The organism is Pseudarthrobacter sp. S9, assembly GCF_050156545.1.
Lineage (GTDB): Bacteria > Actinomycetota > Actinomycetes > Actinomycetales > Micrococcaceae > Arthrobacter.
The window spans coordinates 79951-95676 of sequence record NZ_CP189577.1 but is presented as its reverse complement, the minus strand read 5'-3'; the positions used below and the strand labels follow the sequence as shown (position 1 = coordinate 95676).

Annotated in this window: 14 protein-coding genes; 5 read left to right on the top strand and 9 right to left on the bottom strand. The window is 65.3% G+C overall.

What is annotated here, in order from left to right:
* Positions 1–281: 281 nt before the first annotated feature.
* The 6 genes from ACQCSY_RS22460 to ACQCSY_RS22435 all read right to left on the bottom strand — a co-directional run bounded on the left by ACQCSY_RS22460 (position 282) and on the right by ACQCSY_RS22435 (position 6979).
* Positions 282–1610 carry an MFS transporter gene (locus ACQCSY_RS22460; RefSeq protein ID WP_211878299.1) on the bottom strand — a complete coding sequence of 443 codons (1329 nt, stop codon included), beginning with the start codon at positions 1608–1610 and terminating at the stop codon, positions 282–284.
* A 97-nt stretch (positions 1611–1707) separates the two neighbouring features.
* The gene (locus ACQCSY_RS22455; protein ID WP_211878297.1) at positions 1708–2088 is read right to left on the bottom strand and encodes a RidA family protein; all 381 of its coding nucleotides are present in this window, start codon (positions 2086–2088) and stop codon (positions 1708–1710) included.
* Complete coding sequence (locus tag ACQCSY_RS22450) at positions 2085–2825, bottom strand: hypothetical protein (RefSeq protein WP_427136548.1); 741 nt, start codon at positions 2823–2825, stop codon at positions 2085–2087. Before ACQCSY_RS22450 ends, ACQCSY_RS22455 begins: the two co-directional genes overlap by 4 nt.
* Positions 2818–3810 (bottom strand): membrane dipeptidase, encoded by a 993-nt coding sequence (locus ACQCSY_RS22445; RefSeq protein WP_211878293.1) that lies wholly within the window; start codon positions 3808–3810, stop codon positions 2818–2820. The genes ACQCSY_RS22450 and ACQCSY_RS22445 overlap by 8 nt, the downstream gene beginning before the upstream one ends.
* Complete coding sequence (locus tag ACQCSY_RS22440) at positions 3807–5525, bottom strand: hypothetical protein (protein WP_246527396.1); 1719 nt, start codon at positions 5523–5525, stop codon at positions 3807–3809. Before ACQCSY_RS22440 ends, ACQCSY_RS22445 begins: the two co-directional genes overlap by 4 nt.
* Before the next feature lie 2 nt (positions 5526–5527).
* Positions 5528–6979: an aldehyde dehydrogenase family protein gene (locus ACQCSY_RS22435; RefSeq protein WP_427136547.1), complete on the bottom strand. Its 1452-nt coding sequence runs from the start codon at positions 6977–6979 to the stop codon at positions 5528–5530.
* Between the two features lie 128 nt (positions 6980–7107).
* On the opposite strand from ACQCSY_RS22435, the gene ACQCSY_RS22430 reads away from it, so the two are divergent.
* The 3 genes from ACQCSY_RS22430 (at position 7108) to ACQCSY_RS22420 (ending at position 9413) form a co-directional block, all read left to right on the top strand.
* Complete coding sequence (locus ACQCSY_RS22430; RefSeq protein WP_427136546.1) at positions 7108–8007, top strand: LysR family transcriptional regulator; 900 nt, start codon at positions 7108–7110, stop codon at positions 8005–8007.
* A gap of 466 nt (positions 8008–8473) precedes the next feature.
* Entirely contained in the window at positions 8474–8896 is a 423-nt protein-coding gene (locus ACQCSY_RS22425; RefSeq protein ID WP_427136545.1) for a hypothetical protein, read from the top strand.
* Positions 8897–9113: 217 nt separating this feature from the next.
* Positions 9114–9413, top strand: coding sequence for a helix-turn-helix domain-containing protein (locus ACQCSY_RS22420; RefSeq protein WP_427136617.1), 300 nt, complete (start codon positions 9114–9116; stop codon positions 9411–9413).
* 298 nt (positions 9414–9711) lie between these two features.
* Here the strand turns inward: ACQCSY_RS22420 and ACQCSY_RS22415 are convergent, their stop codons facing one another.
* Entirely contained in the window at positions 9712–10440 is a 729-nt protein-coding gene (locus ACQCSY_RS22415) for a hypothetical protein (protein WP_427136544.1), read from the bottom strand.
* Positions 10441–10484: 44 nt separating this feature from the next.
* The gene (locus ACQCSY_RS22410) at positions 10485–10868 is read right to left on the bottom strand and encodes a hypothetical protein (RefSeq protein WP_427130533.1); all 384 of its coding nucleotides are present in this window, start codon (positions 10866–10868) and stop codon (positions 10485–10487) included.
* 842 nt (positions 10869–11710) lie between these two features.
* Between ACQCSY_RS22410 and ACQCSY_RS22405 the strand changes: the two genes are divergently transcribed.
* The gene (locus ACQCSY_RS22405) at positions 11711–14200 is read left to right on the top strand and encodes an ATP-dependent Clp protease ATP-binding subunit (protein WP_427136543.1); all 2490 of its coding nucleotides are present in this window, start codon (positions 11711–11713) and stop codon (positions 14198–14200) included.
* Between the two features lie 36 nt (positions 14201–14236).
* Here the strand turns inward: ACQCSY_RS22405 and ACQCSY_RS22400 are convergent, their stop codons facing one another.
* On the bottom strand, positions 14237–14440 hold the full coding sequence (locus ACQCSY_RS22400; protein ID WP_427130535.1) for a cold-shock protein: 204 nt from the start codon (positions 14438–14440) through the stop codon (positions 14237–14239).
* Between the two features lie 624 nt (positions 14441–15064).
* On the opposite strand from ACQCSY_RS22400, the gene ACQCSY_RS22395 reads away from it, so the two are divergent.
* Positions 15065–15622, top strand: a complete 558-nt coding sequence (locus tag ACQCSY_RS22395; protein ID WP_427136616.1) for an NADPH-dependent FMN reductase — start codon at positions 15065–15067, stop codon at positions 15620–15622.
* Positions 15623–15726 lie beyond the last annotated feature (104 nt).

Here is a 15726-nt window from a genome sequence, read left to right as displayed (position 1 = left end):
CCCGGCCGCCGTGTCCTGATGGCTGCCCGCCCAGCGAGCGTGGCCGGCTGTCGGATGATCGGTGTTGCCGGATAACTTCATTGTTGTTTCCTTGTCTGCGTCTTGCGGGCTTGTCGGGCGGCTGCGGGGCGGTGGGGGACTTTATGGCCGGTGGATGGACCGGGAACCCTGCTGGCTGGCTTTCTTTCGGACACGGATGCGGTGGAGCCGCCGGACGCCGCGGCGGGAGCCCTCATCCCCGAAGGGACGGGTGCTCCCGCTGCGGTGGGTGGGTAGCGGTGTCAGGCGTGGAGGGCGGCTGCTTCTTCGAGGTTCTGGCCTTTGGTTTCGGGGGCCATGAAGTAGCTGGCTGCGGCTCCGAGGAGGGCGATGCCGGCGGCGATCCACATGGTGCCGGAGAGTCCGAGGTGGGTCAGGGCCAGCGGGGTGGCGAAGGTGCCGATGGCGGCGCCGATGCGGCTGGTGCCGGTGCACAGTCCGACGGCGGTGGCCCGGACTTTGGTGGGGAAGAGTTCGTTGGGGTAGATCCATTCCAGGATCGAGGGGCCGCCGTTGAAGATGGCGTAGAAGGCGAAGGCCAGTGCGATCAGGCCCAGGGGCGCGGTCGGGAAGAGCGCCAGGAACAGCAGCCCGACGCCGGAGAGGATGAAGCCCCAGATCAGGACGGGCCGGCGGCCGAGCTTGTCCACGACGAGGAGGGCGACGACGTTGCCGACGAGGAAGAAGAGGTTGATCAGGCCGTAGCCGATGTTGGCTTCGTCGCCGGACTGGAGGTTGAACAGGGCCAGGATCTGGGGTCCGAAGGCGTAGATGGAGAACAGGGTGACGATGGTGCAGGTCCAGAAGATGGAGATGAAGATGACCCGGTGCAGGTAGCCGCCGGTCAGGACCAGTTTGAAGGCCTGGGCGCTGCTGAGTTTGGCCGCGTTGGGGTCGTGGGCGGTGATGCCGTCCAGGGTGGCGCCTTCGCCGATGGTTTTCTTCAGGATGTCCAGGGCCTCCTGGTGGCGGCCTTTGCCGACGAGCCAGTGGGGGGATTCGGGGATGGTGGCCCGGGCGATGAGGATCAGGACGGCGGGCACGGCGGAGGAGAGCAGCATCCAGCGCCATCCGTCTTCGAAGGAGAGGAGCCAGTAGCCGACGAAGGCGGCGACGGTGGCGCCGACGAACCACATGGCGTTCAGCCCGCCGAGGAGCCGGGCACGCCAGGTGGCGGGGACGAATTCGGCGACCAGGGCGGTCGCGATGGGGTAGTCGGCTCCGACGGCGATGCCGATGAGCAGCCGCAGGACGAACAGCTGCCAGGGTTCCTGGACGAAGAACTGGGCGATGGAGAACACGATGATGGCCATGAGGTCGATCGTGTACATGAGCTTGCGCCCGATTTTGTCGGTGATGTTGCCGAAAACGAGCCCGCCGAGGAAGACACCGATCAGGGCGGAGGCGCCGATGAGACCGTTCCACCAGTCATTCATCTGCCAGGCCGGGATGACCTGGACCAGGGCGATGCCGATGATGGCCAGGATGTATCCGTCCAGGAACGGGCCCCCTGAGCTGAAGAGGGTGAGGCGTTTGTGGAAGGAGTTCAGCGGCGCTGAATCGATGGTCATTTGAGACGCAGGTGCTGCGTGGGAAAGCATGGTGGTTCCGATCTGGGAAGAGGGAAAGCGACGTTGGTAACCCAACAGATCCGTGGCCGTGGTCCGGTCAGGCTGTTACGGCTGCGACCGCATCGATCTCGATGCGTTTTTCGCCTCTGAACCGGGCCACCTCTACGGTGGTCCTGGGAGGCAGGGGGTGGCCGCTGAGCCTGGTGAGGTAAGCGGCGTTGTAGTCATCAAACTCGTCAAGGTCGGCCAGGAAGACCGTGAGCTTGAGCAGGTGGGACAGGCTGGACCCTGCTTCTGTGAGAGCGGCTTCGAGGTTGTCGAACGCCTGGGTCACCTGGCCTGCGATGTCGGCCGGGACGGTGCCGTCTGCCCGGGCCGGTATCTGCCCGCACAGGTAGATGATGCCGCCGGTTGCTGCGGAGGCGGAGTAGGGACGCGGTTTACCGTCGGTGAACTGGGTCCGGGCGATCGCGCTCATGCGTCCGGCACCAGGTACTTCCGGGACAGCCGGTACATGCTCTGCCATTGTTTCTCCCGCACTTTCAGCGCTTTGGGCGCGATGTTGGTTGTTTCCGGATCTGTGTTGACCGGTTCGGGCAGGACCATGACGACGGTGCTGTCCGCGTTGGTTTGGGGCAGGAGGGCCGTGACTGCCTCCGACGCCAGGGTCTGCGTGGCCGAAAGCACCCCGTCCTGGACGGTGAGGTAGTCTGTGGCGTCTCCGTCATCCGGTGCCGTCCCGGCATGGGCCGTGGCGATGACGATCCGGCGGCGCAGGGAAGCGGTATGCCTGAGCAGCAGGTCGTTCCAGAGAAGTCCCGGGATGCGGGGGGCCGGTGTGCGGGTCACGGATATCTCGCCGTCTTGGGTGTCGCTTGCGAGGTCGAGGAGTTGGAGGGCGGTCCGCAGGGGCGGCTGTCCGGCGGAGTCAAGCTCGCGCAGGGTGCCTCCCGCCCAGGACGCGTCCCTGGCGGCTGCCGGCCGGAGGGGTGTCGTCCAGTCCGCGTCCAGGAGTTGTTCGAGGAGGCGGAGGCCGGCGTGTTCTTCGGCTTCGGCGCGGAGGACTGCGAGGGCTCCTTCCTGGGCTTCGAGGGGGTCGGCGCCGGCGGCGCAGAGGGCACGGAAGGCCGCTTCTTTGATTTCGCGGGGCTGGACGTCGATGGTGCGGTCCGTCAGCTGGCGATCGGGGGCGTCTCCGGTGGTGGTGTCAGACATGCGCGTGTTCCTTTGTGGTGTCCATGACGTGGGTGAACAGCCGGGCCCAGTTGCCGCCCATTACGGCGGCGATGGTGTGGTCCGTGAGGCCTGCGGCTGCGAGGCCGTCGGTGAGCCGGGGGAAGTCCTGGGGGCCGGTGAACCAGTCCGGCCACAGGGGCCAGGTGGGAGTGTTCTGTGGGTCGGTGGGTTGCCAGCGGCCGTTGCGGAGCCAGCCGACGAATTCCTGGTCCCAGCCGCGGGTGCAGTCGCTGCCGATACCGACGCTGCCAGGACCATACTGGTCCACCATGCGCGCCACCATGGTGCAGAAGCTTTCGATGGTGACGTGTTCACCGCCGCTGACGGTGGGGTAGACGCAGCAGCCGATGACGCCGCCGCGGTCCACGAGGGGCTGGATGACGTCGTGGGGTTTGTTCCGCGGGGTGTCAAAGAACCAGAGCGGGTTGGAGTGGGTGACGGAGACCGGCACCGAGGACGCTTCGATGGCGTCGCGGCTGGTCCGGTATCCGACGTGGGAGAGGTCGATGAGCATGCCGACCCGGTTCATCTCTTCCACTATCACCCGCCCGTAGCGGGTCAGGCCGGCATCGTCGGCTTCGAAGCAGCCGCTGCCGATCAGATTCTGGTTGTTGTAGGTCAGCTGGGCGATCCGGACGCCGAGCCGGTGGAAGAGCTCAACGTAACGGTAGTCGTCTTCAAACGGGCTGCCGTTCTGGAACCCCAGGAACACGGCGATCCTGTTTTGCTGCTTCGCGGCGTCGATGTCTGCCCCGGTGGCGGCGAGGAACACCAGGTCCGGGTTGTGGTTGACGAGGTCCAGCCACTGACCGACGGACCGGAGGGTGTCCGCGGCGTTTTCCCAGACAGCGCAGGTCGCGTTGACCGCGCTGACGCCGCCGGTACGCAGTTCCTCCAGGACGGGGCGGCTCCAGTTGCTGATCTGCAGCCCGTCCACGACGGTCAGCTGCTCGTGCAGGCTCATTGTTCCGGCCCCTTCGGCGCCGTCGGGAAGAGCCAGTCGTCCTCGTCCGTCCCGTGGTTGATATCCACCGCGCGGGGGGCCCCGCTGAACAACGTCACGCGCAGCCAGTCCGTGGACTGTGGACTGAAGTTGTTCATCCCGTAACTGGCCAGCTGGAAGCGCTGGGTACTCAGGGGCAGGAACTCGGTGTCGATGAGGTTGTCCTGCAGCTCCCCGTAGAGGTAAGGCCGGGTCTGCTGGACCCGGGCCGCGGCGAAGCGGTGGCCGGGGTGTGCCAGGAGGAAGTCCGCGATGCTGCGGTGGGCCGGGAACCGCTCGAGGTCCGTGGCGAGGGCGTTGATGCGGCGGGCGATGTCTGTGCAGTGCTCGGCCGCGCCCGCGGCCCGGGCCGTGCGCAGTGCACGGCGGGGTTCTTCGTTGGCTGCGGAGGAGAACCAGTAATAGCCCGTCCGCTCCGGATCGGTGAAGTCGTAGCCGCGGGCCCAGGCGTAGTTGGTCTCCAGTAACTGCTTCAGTTCCCAGCAGCGCATGGCCGCGTCGAACGGCGCGGCGCCGTCAACTCTGAGCAGGGACTCGGCGTCCTCGTCGAAGTCGGTACGGAGTTCGATGACGATGGAGGCAAAGATCCCCCGGGCCTCCGGGCTGAGGCTGGCTGCCCTGTCGTGGAGGCGTGCCAGGACCGGCGCGGGTTCCGTCGCGGAGGCCGTGTGGGTCTGCAGCTCGCTCAGGAGTTGCTGCAGCTGGGGCCGGATCGCGTCGGTGGGCAGGAACGGGGCGGTGTGGAGGGCGTGTTTTTCTTCAAGGTGGCGGTCAGCCTTGACGAGGAGTTCCGCGACGCGGGAAAGGTCCGGGTGCCCGGGGGCGTAGTCCCGGCCGAGGCCGGCGGCGAGGGGAGTTTCCCGCAGCCGGCACCAGGCGTCCAGGTAGTCCGGGTGGTTGATCACGAACGGGACCATGCCCAGCCCGGTGGCGTTGCCCAGTCCCAGGTATTTGCCCCACTCCGGGTCCAGGGGGACCGCGGTGGTGCCGGCCGCCGTGGCTTTTGCGCGGGCGACGTGTTCCACCATGTCCATGCTCAGTTCACGCAGCAGCCAGGCGGTGAGCATCTGGGACCGGTAGGGGACGGCAAGCGGGTGGTCCGCGGGGATATCCGCGAATTCCTTGAGCCCGAATTTTCCGTTGCCGTAGAACGCGGTGCTGCGGATCAGGTACGGGCTGGGGCCGATGAAGTCGACGTCGGGCTGGACCCCGGAGGCCAAACAGCCGCTGACGTAGTCAAAGAAGCGTGCGCTGCGGTTCGCCCGGGTCAGGATGATGGTGTCCGGGTCGACACGGCCGCGTTCCTGGACGGGGACATTGAGCCGCAGTTCGGCTTCGCGCTCCGGTGTGAGGTCTCCTTCGATGAGTGCCGCGGTAACGTCCCAGGCATCGGCGATGACCCGGTCGGTGCGTTCGCTTTCCTCCAGGGTGCGGCAGAAAGCGATGAAAGTCAGCTGCCGGCCTTCGGCGTCGACGGTGTAGACGGCAGTGCCCCGGGCATCGGCGTCCAGATCCAGGCGGGTCCTGGACACGGCCCATCCCTGGGCCGCGGCGCGGCGGAGCATGGTGCGGGCAAAGCTGTGCCGGGTGGCCCAGGCGCCGTTCATGTCGGTACCAGAGAGCACTTCCTCCGGGGTCCGGAGCCCGTGTGCGGTTCGTTCGTCCTGAAGTGTCATGATCATGCCTTCGCTGGTGCCAGACGGAGATATGCGGTCTTTTCGTGGGTAAAGAAGGCCGCGGCGACGGTACTGTTCTGTTCCCGGGGGCCGGCAAAGGTTGAATCCTTCATCCCGCCGAACGGGGCGTGCAGTTCGGACCCGGTCGAGGGAGCGTTGACCTTCACGAGACCGGCGTCCAGGTAGGTCACGCACTGCCGGGCGGCGCGCTCGTCGCTGGTGAACACCGCGGCCGTGAGGCCGAAGTCGGTGTTGTTGGCCAACGCGATGGCTTCGTCGAGGGTGGCGGCGCGGAGAACGGTGACAACGGGGCCGAAGACCTCTTCGCGGCAGATTGTCATCGACGCCGGCCCGGTCAACACGGTAGGCAGGACGTAGTGCCCCTCCGCAGCGGGAGCGGTGGCCTGGGCCAGAATTTCCCCGCCCTCGGTGATGGCCGTCTCGATCGCGGCATTGATTTCATCGCGGGCGGAGCCGGAAACTACGGGGCCGATCTGCACCGACGGGTCAGTGCCCGGGCCCAGGACAAGTGCGGAGACTTTCTCCTTCACCTTGGCCAGGAATGCCTCGTGGCCGTCGCCGACGAGGATGATCCGCCGGGTGGCCGTGCACTTCTGGCCGGTGGAACCCATCGCGGCGTTGACGGCGCTGGACGCGGCCAGTTCGACGTCGGCGTCGGGCAGGACGAGAGTGGCGTTGTGTCCGCCGAGTTCCATCTGCAGTTTCGCGCCGCGTCCACAGACAATCCCGCGGATGTGGTGGCCCACCGGAACGGATCCGGTAAACGTCACGCCCGCCACGGACGGATGGGAAACGAGTTCAGAGCCCAGCGGACCCGGGCCAAGGAGCAGGTTCGCGACGCCGGCCGGCACACCGGCCGCGGCCAGGATGTCCATCAGCAGGACGGACACTCCGGGGGTGTTGCTGGCGGACTTCCAGATCACCGTGTTGCCGTGCAGCAGTGCCGGTGCGATTTTCCAGGCCGGGATCTGCAGCGGGAAATTCCACGGCGTGATCACACCGACGATCCCCAGCGGGCGCCGCACGGTCAGGATCCGCTCCTCGGGGTGGCTGGAAGGGTATTCGGTGCCGACAGGGTTCCTGGCAGAGCCTGCGTGGTACTCGAACGTGTCGGCGGACGCGTCGACCTCCATCCTGGACTCCGCCAGGGTCTTGCCGTGCTCGGCCGTCATGACGCGGGCTATCTCCTCGGCCCGTTCCCGGATCAGTGCCGCCGCCGCCGACAGAATCCGGCCCCGGGCCAGAATCCCCAGCCTGTCCCATGCCGGTGCGGCGTCAGCAGCAGCCTGGATCGCCTGCGCCAGCTCCGCGGAACCGGCCTGGTGATACGTTGTGACCGCTTCCTCCGGCGCCGAGGGGTTGAACCGGGACGTCGTGTCCCCGGTCCCTTCAACCCAACTACCGTTGATAAAGCTGCTGGCGGGCTTGGTCATGACGGGCATTCTCGAACCTCTTAGTGTTTGTTGATCTGTGACTGTCCTCACGATCAACGGTAAACCCGAAACCCGGCCCAAAGAAGTATCTATTTGACTCCCATCAATACTCACTTAGTCTTGTTCGTATGAACCTTCGTCGCCTGGAGCTTTTCGTCGCAGTGGCCGAAGAACTGCACTTCAACCGAGCCGCCGAGCGGCTGCACATGGCCCAGCCGCCGCTGAGCCAGCAGATCCGCAAACTCGAAGAGGAATGCAAGACCCAGCTGTTCGTGCGCAACTCCCGCAACGTGCAGCTCACCGCCGACGGCGAACTGCTCCTGAAGCACGCTCGTAAAGTCCTCAGCCAGTACGGCGCCATGACCGCGGCCCTCCGGCAGGCCCGCGACGGCGAAATCGGCAAACTGCGTCTCGGCTTCGTCTCCTCGGCGGCCATTTCGGCACTTCCACCCGTGGTCCGGGAACTCCGGTCCCACTGGCCCGGCATCGACCTCGAGCTCCGCGAGGAAACCACCGACGCCCAGATCGAGCTCATCACCGCCGGCGCCCTGGACGCCGGAATCGCCCGGGAAGTCCGGACCGTGCCGGGCCTGGGCACCACACTCCTGCAAAACGAACGCCTCGTAGTTGCCGTCCCGACAGACCACCCCCTGGCGACCCGCACCTCAGTCGGGCTCGGAGAACTGAAGGGGGAGAGGTTCATTGCCTTCCCGCGGGACCGGATCTCGCGGCTTTTCGACCACATCGCCGCCTTGCTCCACGCCGCCGACGTTGACTTCGATCTCGCCCAGCAAGCCGTCCAGTTCCCCACCATCCTCGGGCTCGTCGCCGCCCACCTGGGCATCGCAGTCGTCCCGGAATCGCTCCGTGCCTTCGCCATCCCCGGCCTGGCCTACCTGGACATCGAGGACACCAGCGCCATCTCCCGCGTCAGCCTGATCTACAGCAACGACATGACAGACTCGCCCCTCGTCGCCAAAGTCAGGGACGCCTGCCGGCAGACGATGGGAGCGCCGGAGACCGGCTAGTGCGGAGTCGAAGAGGGGGTTTCAGGTGAAATCATCCGGGCTGCCAGATATGTGCCACCTCAGCTGCCGACGGGTGCTGGTGCTCTCCCGCAGCTCATGTTCCGCATAGTTGCACCATTTCGAGTCCTCATCGAGGACAAGGCCAGGGCCGCGACGAAATCGAAGGGGCCTCACTGCGCTCGGACAGCACAAGCATTTCTTTGACCTTTTTTGCTGCTGTCCTGCGGATCCTACGTGCCCGCTCCACCGGCTCAACCGTCCTGCGGACGGCCGCGCAGCGGATGCCTTGTGCTCGGCGCTGCGCTTATTTCCTCCCACAACTCATCCGTTGCTTGCCCTTCGGGTTGCCCCGGCTCCGTCGGGCACAGCGACGCGATGCTCCGCCAGCAGGCAAAAACATGGTGGGGGAGAGAGAAGCCCGTTCTTCAGGCACCCGCCCCGCCCGAGCGAAACGGAGCATCACCTTATGAGCACAACAACCATGACCCACACGGCCGACACCGCCGAGCCGGTCACCGCCCCGGACCTTCCCTCCGACGACCGGTCAGGGGACGGCTACGACTGGATGGAAACCCTCGAAGGCACCGCCTGGTCGGTCCTGCCGAACTGGGGCAGCGAGGGATGGGACGCCGGATCCTGGCCCTACATCATCTTCACCGTCGCCCGCACCCGCGACGGGAACGGGGAACTGTTCGGCTACGGCACCTACGTTGAGGGCGACACCTTCACCTATTGGTTCCGCTCCCAGGACGCGTGCTTTGAAGCGATCACCGCCGAGGTGTTCTTCCACTGGGCCTCCGGCCAGTCCGACGGTCCGGACAACCTCCCCGAAACAGCCGCCGCCCTGCCGGAGAAGGACCGGAAACCCTACCCCGGCTGGACTGCCTAAAACTTCCGGTGCCCCGGCCGCCAACCGGCCGGGGCACCGGGGCGGCACCGCCGACATCCGTTGACAACATCATTGAGATTCCTTATGGTGTTGACGGGTGGCTCCGTGGCAGTTGTAGTGTCGTGGCTACCCAGGGGTGGCGGGTATGCCATCTTTTTCTTCATCTGCGTGGGCCTCATCCTCGCCGGTCTGACCGTCCTCATCGGCATCAACCTGGATCTGCGGAACCAACCGCAACCCCAGAGCCCGGCCGGGCCGGCCGCCGCTGCAGCCCGGCCGCGGCCCAGACGGAAAGGCCCCGGTACTCGCTGGCTCGCACCGGGCAGTACTCGCGGCGGCAGCGGCCAACAACCGAGGCGGGGGCAGGCCCCGAAAAGCCGACGACCCTACTGCCGCCAGGGCACGGGAGATCAAAGGTAAAGGAATCAGTGCCGGCGACATCGGCAAGATGCTCGGAGTCTCCCGCGCCACGGTCCACCGGTACCTCGCAGGGGAGGGCATGGATGCTTCGGCCTAGACAGAACAGTCCCAGAATGTGACCGTTAAGCCCACCCTGGAAAGCATCCCTTCGGCGTCCGGATTAAGCGACAACGAAACCGCCAACCGATCCTGCGATTTAACCGCGATTCTCGGCAAACAGTCACACGTTGAGCGTGGAAAACAGCTTGACTAATTGATCAGAACCCATAGCCGAAATCAAAGGGCGTCAAGACCGTCGGCAGGGGGTTTTTGAGCTGATGGGTGTAGAGGTGGCCAGAGGTGTAAACCGTCAGCTGGGCTGGTCGGTCTGCCATGGCCGCGGCCGCCAAACGCCGTTAGCGGGAGTTGATGCCGTGCCGCTTCAATGCGAAGTCATAGGCCGTGTCGTCCTGGCGGATCTCCGTCCCGGCGTCTGCGCTGACGGGATCATCATCCAGGCCGACGTCGGCGCGGCGTAGCCACAACGCCCGGCAATAGCCGTGCCCCTGGCCTACCGCACCGTGCTTTGAGGGGAAACGTATGCCCATCGGGTAGGATCCGTCATCGGGGATCTGGTCTCTGATCCACGATGCCAGGAGGGTAGTAACCTCGCGCCGGCCGCCGGTTACCTCGGCCAAGGTCAGCGTCTCGGGAACATCGACCTCGTACAAGAAGCTACCCAAGGCCTCGTTCAAGGCCGCGATGCTGTCACCGTGGGCAATATCGACCCAGGAACCGGATTCAAACCGCATGGAGTAAACGAGACGGCCGTCGCGCCAGTTCGCGAGTATCCAGCCGGGGATCATGTGTCCGTTGGCATGCCACTCGTCTTCGACCTCTTCACGGAATTTCTCTACCGGTTCACCGAAGAACGCAGCGGTCTTTTTGAGGTACTCCGCGTGTTGGGTTGTCATCCGCGCCCAGGAGAGGGCCTCAAGGAACGCCGTCTCCTGATCTTCGGCCGCATAGACAGTCCGTCCGGGCGTGTCGAAGCGGTACCAGCCCGATCGGTCCTCGGACAGCAGCCCCCGCTCCTGTGGCCTGAGCGGGCCATAGGATTCCTTGGCCACACGGTAGGCGGTCACCGGTCCTTCAATCAATGCGAGGCCGGTCTTTTGGCAGACCCGGATCAACCGATGAACCCGTCGTCCACCATAGCGGCCGCGGCAGCGGCCACCTCACGGAACCTGTCGTCCCGGATGGCATCGATCGGTGAGTCCTGGTCCAGCCACGGATTGGCGCCAATGAACCACATCCGTGCCACATGCTCGCCTTCCGCCTCGGAAACCACAAGCCACTGGGCGTAGGCGAACTGCAGCCGTTTCACGGCAGCGTCGTTGGGGGTGGGCCCATCCTGCTGGGCCCACTTGTAGCTGATTTTCCGGTCTTTACTTCCGGCTGTCGCGGCAACGAGAGTGGCACCCAGGGCAGCATTCAAGCGGCGGACGATCTCGCGGATGCCGAGTCTGGCTGTTCTGGCGTGGGCTGCACCTGAGATGGTGGCGATGCTCATGATGGTCCGCCTCCTAAGCTGGTTAACCATCCACACTACTCTGAGTCAACCTGAAAAGCGACATAAAATCTACTCTTCATCGAATGTCCAGGGCTATACGGGTGACGAAGCCTGTTAAGATCACGTCGATGCCGCGGTCCCGGGGATTCTTGATCAGGCGGTGGTGGTGCTGGACATACGACTATTTCGCTTGACGTGCGAACGGCCGCCGGAGTTCCCTGCAACGACGGGCCTCCGGTGGACGGTGCGGTAAACGGAGATGGCCCTGGCGATCGACGAATCTGCAGCTTCTGAACCTCACCGAATGACCTTAAAACCCGGGGAACCGCAGGCAGGGAAACACCGTACGGGGGAACGGTCTCACAGACCCTCGAATTCGCATCAGATGCGGTTCGCCGGGTTCTCCCGCACGTATGCGCCGTCGTCGGCGTTTGGCCGTTCTGTTTGTTGGTCGTTCGGCGGTCAGCCCAAGGTGGGGACCCCGCTCACTCCTCGCCCTAAGATCACCAAAGTCAAGACGAAATGATCGCCGTTCACGCAACGTCAGCGCTATGGGTTGACTGCCAGGCCACGGGATGCGGGAGAAGAACGAGGGCCCGCTCTTTCGTGTTCCAGATAGCTGCTGTCATATCCTGCCCCCGAAGTAACGGCCCTTTCGAGGCCGGAGACGAAGGGGAGCCCCACAAGGACCCGCCGCGGGTCTTCATGCGTGGTCGGTGTGGCGGATATTCTCTGGCCCACGCGGAACCTGGCCCCCCCGAATATCTTGCCTCCGGTGAACACCCCGATACGGCCTGCATCCACGTAGCATCAAAGTACGTGTTAGCCGGGAGCGTGGCGAAATGTTTGAGCGATTTACCGACCGTGCCCGACGTGTTGTGGTGCTGGCCCAGGAAGAGGCCCGCACGCTGAACCACAACTACATCGGCACCGAACACATCCTGCTGGGTCTTATCCGCGAGGGTGAAGGTGTTGCCGCCAAGGCCCTTGAATCCCTGGGCATCTCACTCGAGGGCGTCCGCGAGCAGGTGCAGGAGACCGTCGGCCAGGGCCAGCAGTCCCAGCCCGGCCACATCCCCTTCACCCCGCGCGCCAAGAAGGTGCTGGAACTGGCACTGCGCGAGGCCCTTCAGCTCGGACACAACTACATCGGCACGGAGCACATTCTGCTGGGACTGATCAGTGAGGGTGAAGGTGTTGCCACGCAGGTGCTGGTGAAGCTGGGTGCGGACCTGGACCAGGTCCGCCAGCAGGTCATCCAGCTGCTCGCGGGCAGCCAAGGCAAGGAGCCTTTGGCCGGCGGGGGCAGCCAGCTAGAGCGAATCCCGGCCGGCTCCGTGGTGCTGGATCAGTTCGGCCGCAACCTGACCCAGGCCGCGCGGGAGAACAAGCTGGACCCCGTGATCGGCCGCGGGCAGGAAATGGAACGCGTGATGCAGGTCCTTTCCCGCCGTACCAAGAACAACCCGGTGCTGATCGGTGAGCCGGGCGTGGGCAAGAGCGCCGTCGTTGAGGGCGTGGCCCAGGCGATTGTCCGCGGTGACGTGCCGGAGAACCTCAAAGACAAGCAGCTGTACACACTGGACCTTGGCTCCGTGATCGCAGGCTCCCGCTACCGCGGTGACTTTGAAGAGCGGCTGAAGAAGGTCCTGAAGGAGATCCGCACCCGCGGTGACATCATCCTGTTCATCGATGAGATCCACACCCTCGTCGGTGCCGGCGCCGCCGAGGGGGCGATCGATGCGGCCTCGATCCTGAAGCCGATGCTGGCCCGCGGCGAGCTCCAGACCATCGGTGCGACCACGCTGGATGACTACCGCAAGCATGTTGAGAAGGACGCCGCGCTGGAACGCCGTTTCCAGCCGATCCAGGTCCAGGAACCCTCCGTGGCGCAGACCATTGAGATCCTCAAGGGTCTGCGTGACCGCTACGAGGCGCACCACCGCGTCAGGATCACCGACGGCGCCCTGGTCGCCGCGGCGAACCTCTCGGAGCGCTACATCTCGGACCGCTTCCTGCCGGACAAGGCAATCGACCTCATTGACGAGGCCGGCGCCCGGCTGCACATCCGCCGGATGACAGCCCCGCCCGAACTGAAAGCCCTTGATGAGCGCATCGCCGAGCTGAAAACGGCGAAGGACCTGGCGTTGGATGCGGAGGACTATGAGGGTGCCGCTTCGCTGCGCGACAAGGAGCAGAAGCTCGTCTCCGAGCGCCGGGAGAAGGAGCGCCGTTGGAAGACCGGCGGCATGGACGACATCTCCGAAGTCGATGAGGAGCTCATTGCCGAGGTGCTGGCGAACGCCACCGGCATTCCGGTCTTCAAGCTCACCGAGGAGGAATCCGGCCGTCTGCTGAAGATGGAGGACGAGCTGCACCAGCGCGTGGTGGGCCAGGACGAGGCCATCAAGGCCCTGTCCCAGGCGATCCGCCGTACCCGTGCCGGCCTGAAGGACCCGAAGCGTCCGGGCGGCTCGTTCATCTTCGCCGGCCCCACCGGTGTGGGTAAGACGGAGCTGGCCAAGGCCCTCGCCGAGTTCCTGTTCGGCGAAGAAGACACCCTGATCACCCTGGACATGTCCGAGTACTCGGAGAAGCACACGGTGTCGCGTCTCTTCGGTGCCCCTCCGGGCTACGTGGGCTACGACGAGGGCGGGCAGCTGACCGAGAAGGTCCGCCGTCGTCCGTTCTCCGTGGTGCTGTTCGACGAAGTCGAGAAGGCCCACGCGGACCTCTTCAACTCGCTGCTGCAGATTATGGAGGACGGCCGTCTCACGGACAGCCACGGCCGGGTGGTGGACTTCAAGAACACCGTGATCATCATGACCACCAACCTCGGCACCCGGGACATTTCCAAGAGCGTGGCCACCGGTTTCCAGTCCGGCACGGACACCCGGACCGGCTACAACCGTATGCGCGCCCGGGTCACGGAGGAGCTCAAGGCCCACTTCCGCCCCGAGTTCCTGAACCGTGTTGACGACGTCATTGTCTTTCCGCAGCTGACCCGGGACGAAATCATCGAGATCGTGGACATGATGATCGGCCGGCTGGAGAAGCGCCTGGCGGACAAGGACATGGGCATCGAGCTCACGACGGCGGCCAAGGTGCTGCTGGCAACCCGCGGCTACGATCCCGCGATGGGTGCCCGGCCGCTGCGCCGCACCATCCAGCGCGAGATCGAGGACCAGCTCTCCGAGAAGATCCTCTTCGGGGAGCTGCACGCCGGCGACATCGTGGTGGTGGATGTGGACGGCGAAGGCGACGACGCCAGATTCACCTTCGCCGGAAACACAACGCCTCGGATCCCGGACGCACTGCCCGCCGGGGCGTAAGCGGCCGGGACGTGCTCCTGCTGAGGGGACGACCGGTCAGAGCGGGCGGATGTTCTCCGCCTGCGGGCCCTTGGGGCCCGGGGTGATGTCGAATTCGACTTTCTGGTTCTCTTCCAGGGACCGGTATCCGCTGCTGGCTATTGCCGAGTAGTGGGCGAAGACGTCCGCGGACCCGTCGTCGGGGGCGATGAAGCCGAAGCCTTTTTCGCCGTTGAACCATTTGACGGTGCCTGTTGTCATGAACATTTCCTTCGGCAGTGTCTTCTGCCCGGCAGCTCGGGCTGCCGGGCGCGGGGATGTGGCCCGCCTGCCTCAATGTGCGGTGCCGCGGACCCGGCGGCAACAGGCGGCAGGTGCCGGAACCGGCTGCAGGTCCGGCCCCGGATCGGCCCGCAGCTCTCACGGATGGGCAGCGCCTGAGCCATGAGCCATGAGCGATGAGGCTGCGCAGGGCGGCCATGAGTTGGTGGCGCGGCTACCTCGCGGAGCACGGAGTTACCGCCCCCTGACCGATGACCATCAATGTGGATGCTGAGGATCTGCCGAACCACGAGCAAATTGACATAATCGGCTTTGACCTCAGCGGAAGAGGATCCCGGGGCACCCGCTTGGCCCGGATTCACGCTCCCCGGCCTGCGGGCCGCTGATGTTCTCGTTTATTTCCTTGAGTTCCGGTTTTGTCTGCGGGGCGGCACGACCTTGCGGTTCCAGACGCGGGACTGCCAGGGCAAGGGCGGCCGGGAGAACGACGCCGGTTCTTGTGGCGGTGAAGGAGCGGCGGGCCCCGGTCTCCGGGGAAGAAGCGGCCGTCTCCCAGTGTTTAACCGGATGAAGAGTCCCACGGACGACGGGAGACGGGACTTCATGCTGAGGATAGCCGTCGTGCTCGGAAGCACCCGCCCGGGCCGGAGAGGAAACGCCGTCGCCGACTGGGTGTATGAACAGGCGGCAAAACGCACGGATGCGCAGTTCGAACTCATCGACGTGGCCGACTTCGGGCTTCCGCTGCTGGATGAACCGCTCCCGCCATCACTCGGGCAATACCGTCACGAGCACACCAAGGCCTGGGCCGAGATCATCGGGTCCTTCGACGGGTACGTTTTCGTCACCGCCGAGTACAACCACTCCGTACCCGGGGCGCTGAAGAACGCCCTGGATTTCCTCTACCTGGAGTGGAACAACAAAGCGGCGGGGTTCGTCAGTTACGGCGGCAGCGGGGGAACCCGGGCGGTGGAACACCTACGGCTCATCGCCGCGGAGCTGCAGATGGCCGATGTCCGCGCGCAGGTCGCCTTGCCTTTGGCCACGGAGTTCGAAAACTACACCACCTTCACCCCCTCGCCCCGGGCGGTGCAAGGCCTGGGACAGGTCTTCGATCAGGTCATCGCCTGGGCCGGAGCCCTCAAACCACTGCGCCACTGAGTGGTCCCGCCGCAGCGTCAGCCCGGCTTCAGCCCGGGTCCCCGAACCGGGCCGGCTGAGCCCGCCGTCAATGCCCCAACAGCGGCTAATGCGCTTAAAGTAGC

Excerpts from the sequence above, each read along its gene's own strand:
- ACQCSY_RS22435 (WP_427136547.1), bottom strand. The coding sequence starts at position 6,979 with ATGACCAAGCCCGCCAGCAGCTTTATCAACGGTAGTTGGGTTGAAGGG.
- ACQCSY_RS22395 (WP_427136616.1), top strand. The coding sequence starts at position 15,065 with ATGCTGAGGATAGCCGTCGTGCTCGGAAGCACCCGCCCGGGCCGGAGA.
- ACQCSY_RS22430 (WP_427136546.1), top strand. The coding sequence starts at position 7,108 with ATGAACCTTCGTCGCCTGGAGCTTTTCGTCGCAGTGGCCGAAGAACTG.
- ACQCSY_RS22460 (WP_211878299.1), bottom strand. The coding sequence starts at position 1,610 with ATGACCATCGATTCAGCGCCGCTGAACTCCTTCCACAAACGCCTCACC.
- ACQCSY_RS22440 (WP_246527396.1), bottom strand. The coding sequence starts at position 5,525 with ATGACACTTCAGGACGAACGAACCGCACACGGGCTCCGGACCCCGGAG.
- ACQCSY_RS22425 (WP_427136545.1), top strand. The coding sequence starts at position 8,474 with ATGAGCACAACAACCATGACCCACACGGCCGACACCGCCGAGCCGGTC.
- ACQCSY_RS22450 (WP_427136548.1), bottom strand. The coding sequence starts at position 2,825 with ATGTCTGACACCACCACCGGAGACGCCCCCGATCGCCAGCTGACGGAC.
- ACQCSY_RS22400 (WP_427130535.1), bottom strand. The coding sequence starts at position 14,440 with ATGACAACAGGCACCGTCAAATGGTTCAACGGCGAAAAAGGCTTCGGC.
- ACQCSY_RS22455 (WP_211878297.1), bottom strand. The coding sequence starts at position 2,088 with ATGAGCGCGATCGCCCGGACCCAGTTCACCGACGGTAAACCGCGTCCC.
- ACQCSY_RS22445 (WP_211878293.1), bottom strand. The coding sequence starts at position 3,810 with ATGAGCCTGCACGAGCAGCTGACCGTCGTGGACGGGCTGCAGATCAGC.
- ACQCSY_RS22405 (WP_427136543.1), top strand. The coding sequence starts at position 11,711 with ATGTTTGAGCGATTTACCGACCGTGCCCGACGTGTTGTGGTGCTGGCC.
- ACQCSY_RS22410 (WP_427130533.1), bottom strand. The coding sequence starts at position 10,868 with ATGAGCATCGCCACCATCTCAGGTGCAGCCCACGCCAGAACAGCCAGA.